The sequence below is a fragment of the Mesorhizobium sp. M4A.F.Ca.ET.050.02.1.1 genome, assembly GCF_003997725.1.
Classification (GTDB): domain Bacteria; phylum Pseudomonadota; class Alphaproteobacteria; order Rhizobiales; family Rhizobiaceae; genus Mesorhizobium.
In genome coordinates, this window is the sequence record NZ_RZSG01000712.1 from 1 (window position 1) to 3,111 (window position 3,111).

The window sequence follows — 3,111 nt, forward strand, 5'->3', positions numbered from 1 at the left end:
AAATTGACCGAGGTAAGCGTGATTGCCTGGCCCTTCTTGAAGGAAGCGACGAGCTGATCGGTCAGCGGCACTTCGGCCACGCAGCGGTCGGGGAAGCAGATCACATAGTCAAGCTTCTGCGCCTTGCCGGTGTCGATCTGCAGGCCGATGCCGGGAGGGACCAGACGGCCGGTCGGGACCGTGACCTGGAACACCTTGCGGTTCACCTTGCCCTTCAGCTCGATCAGGCTGATGCCGGTGACGAGTTGGCCATTGCCGGCGGTGACGATGTTCTGGACATTGCAGATGTCGACATCTTCCTGCTTGGTGCAGGCCTTGAACCAGCCCTGCGGAATCTGCTGCTGCTGCGCGGAGGCAGCCGGAAGTTCAGCGCCCAGAAAGCCGATCACGCCTGCGGCCAGGACCGAAAGGCGGTACGCGTTGCTGTTCAGGCTCGTCATATGGTGTACTTCCTCTCAATGATCCCGGGACCGGCTTATTCGCGCCGCGTGGTCCAGCTACCTGTTGCCGAAATGAGGCAACAGCATGACTTCGGAGCGCGTGTTACACTGCCAGCTCCGGCGAATCCAGCCCGTAGGCTGCAATTCTTGGCGCAGCCCGCCGGCGTCGAAGCCTCAGGAAACCTCGTTCGAATTCCCGACGCAGCGGCGATTCAATCGCCGCGTGAAATGCTCTAGGGTGCATTCCGAATCATCAAGCCGCCTGGCAAGGAGTCGGTCATGGGCCGCGTTCTCGTTTGGCTGATAGCCGCGACCTCGTTTCTGACCCTTTCGCCTGGACCGGTGCAGTCGGAGCCGAAGCACGCCATCGCCATGCAGGGCGAGCCGGCGCTGCCGGCCGACTATACGCATTTCAACTACGCCAATCCCGATGCGCCGAAGGGCGGCAGCATCACCTATTGTGTGGTCGGCAGCTTCGACAATCTCAACCCGTTCATCCTGAAAAGCCTGCGCACCACGGCGCGCGGCATGCTGGATCTCACCTACGGCAACCTCGTCTTCGAACCGCTGATGCAGCGCAATTACGACGAGGCTTTCAGCCTCTATGGCCTGCTTGCCGACAGCGCAGACATGGATCCGGAGCGCAAGTCGATCGAATTCCATCTCAACCCGAACGCAAAATGGTCGGACGGCCAGCCGGTGACGCCGGAGGACGTGCTGTTCACTTACGATGTCTTCACCGACAAGGGCCGCCCGCCCTACAGCGTTCGCATGAGCATGATCGCCAAGCTGGAAAAGACCGGCGAGCACAGCGTGAAATTCACCTTCAACGACAAGGCTAATCGCGAGACCCCGCTGATCATCGCGTTGACACCGATCATCCCCAGGCACGCTTTTGACAGGGATACCTTCGACAAGACGACACTGAAGCCTTTGATCGGCAGCGGACCCTACACGGTGGACAAGGTGCAACCTGGCCAACGCATCGTCTTCAAGCGCAATCCCGACTACTGGGGCAAGGACCTCCCTTCGAAACGCGGCTTCGACAATTACGACCAGATCACCATCGAGTATTTCCTGAATGACAATGCCAAGACGGAAGCTTTCAAGAAAGGCATCTGCGCCGTCGACGACCAAAGCGATCCGGTCAAGCGTGAGCGCGATCTCGATTTTCCCGCTTTCCATCGTGGCGAAGTGATCGCCGAAACCTTCGACACCGGCATACCGCCTGTCGTGACCGGATTCCTGTTCAACACAAGGCTGGAGAAGTTTTCCAACCCGGTCGTGCGGCGCGCGCTAGGGATGCTCTACGACTTCGAATGGGCGAACAAGAACCTGTTCGGCGGCAAGTACACGCGCACCATGAGCTACTGGCAGAATTCCGAGCTATCCGCGCTCGGTCATCCGGCCGGAGACAGAGAGAAGGCGCTGCTCGCGCCCTACCCCGGCCGCGTGCCGGCCGATGTCATGGAAGGCACCTGGAGGCCGCCGGTGAATGATGGCACGGGCCAGGATCGCAAGGTGCTGAAGGCGGCATTCGATTTGCTGAAGAGCGAAGGCTATGCCGTCAAGGACGGGGTTCTGCTGGACCCCAAGGGAAATCCCTTCGGCTTCGAAATCCTAACCGCCTCGCAGGACGAGGAGCGTTTTGCCACTATCTATCAGCGCACGCTGCAGAAGATCGGCATCGATGTGACCATCCGCAGCCTCGAGGCCGACCAAATCCAGTCGCGTAAACAGCGCTTCGATTTCGAGGTGCTGATCGGTTCGAGCGGGTTCAGCAACTCGCTGTCCCCCGGCATCGAGCAGACCTTTCGCTGGGGCTCTTCGGAAGCCAAAAGGGAAGGCTCCTTCAATCTGGCCGGCGTTGCCGATCCCGCGATAGACGCGGCAATGGATGCGATGCTGAAGGCGCGAACCAAGGAAGACTATGTCGCCGCCGTTCGCGTCCTCGACCGGTTGCTGATCTCAGGCAACTACATGGTGCCGATGCAATACAACACGCAGCAGTGGCTCGCCTACTGGAACTACCTGGAACATCCGCAAAAGACCCCCATATTCGGTTATCAGCTGCCGGTCTGGTGGCGAAAGCCCAACTGACCCTCCCGAAACAGGAGACGACAATGACCGCCGAGAACTCGATCACCGTCGATGTCGTGTCCGATGTCGTCTGTCCGTGGTGCTTCATCGGTCAGAAACGGCTCGACAAGGCGATCGCCATGGCTGGCGACATCGAGGTGGATGTGCGCTGGCGGCCGTTCCAGCTCGATCCGACCATCCCGCCCGGAGGCATGGATCGCCGCCAATACATGATCGCCAAGTTCGGCAGCGAGGAGCGCATCCGCCAGATCCATGCCCGGATCGAACCGCTGGGCGAGGCTGAAGGCATCCATTTTGCCTTCGGCGCCATCAAGGTGGCGGCCAACACGCTGGACGCGCACCGAGTCATCCGCTGGGCGGGAACCGCCGGCGAGGCGGTGCAGAACCGGCTGGTGCGCCGGCTGTTCCAGCTCAACTTCGAGGAAGGCGCCAATCTTGGCGATCACGCCGTGCTGACCGCAGCCGCCCGCGAAGCCGGCATGGACGCCTCCGTGGTCGAGACGCTGCTGCCGACCGATGCCGATGTCGATCAGGTGCGCACCGAAATCGCCACGGCCTCGCGCATGGGCAT

At 60.9% G+C, this 3,111-nt stretch carries 3 protein-coding genes; 2 read left to right on the forward strand and 1 reads right to left on the reverse strand.

What is annotated here, in order from left to right; all coding sequences use genetic code 11:
- On the reverse strand, window positions 1-440 hold a 440-nt coding region (locus EOA33_RS29800), incomplete at its 3' end, for an invasion associated locus B family protein (protein ID WP_145989345.1).
- Between the two features lie 279 nt (window positions 441-719).
- On the opposite strand from EOA33_RS29800, the gene EOA33_RS29805 reads away from it, so the two are divergent.
- Window positions 720-2,540, forward strand: coding sequence for an extracellular solute-binding protein (locus tag EOA33_RS29805; protein WP_127407271.1), 1,821 nt, complete (start codon window positions 720-722; stop codon window positions 2,538-2,540).
- 23 nt (window positions 2,541-2,563) lie between these two features.
- A partial coding sequence (locus EOA33_RS29810; protein WP_145989346.1) for a DsbA family oxidoreductase occupies window positions 2,564-3,111 on the forward strand: 548 nt, incomplete at its 3' end.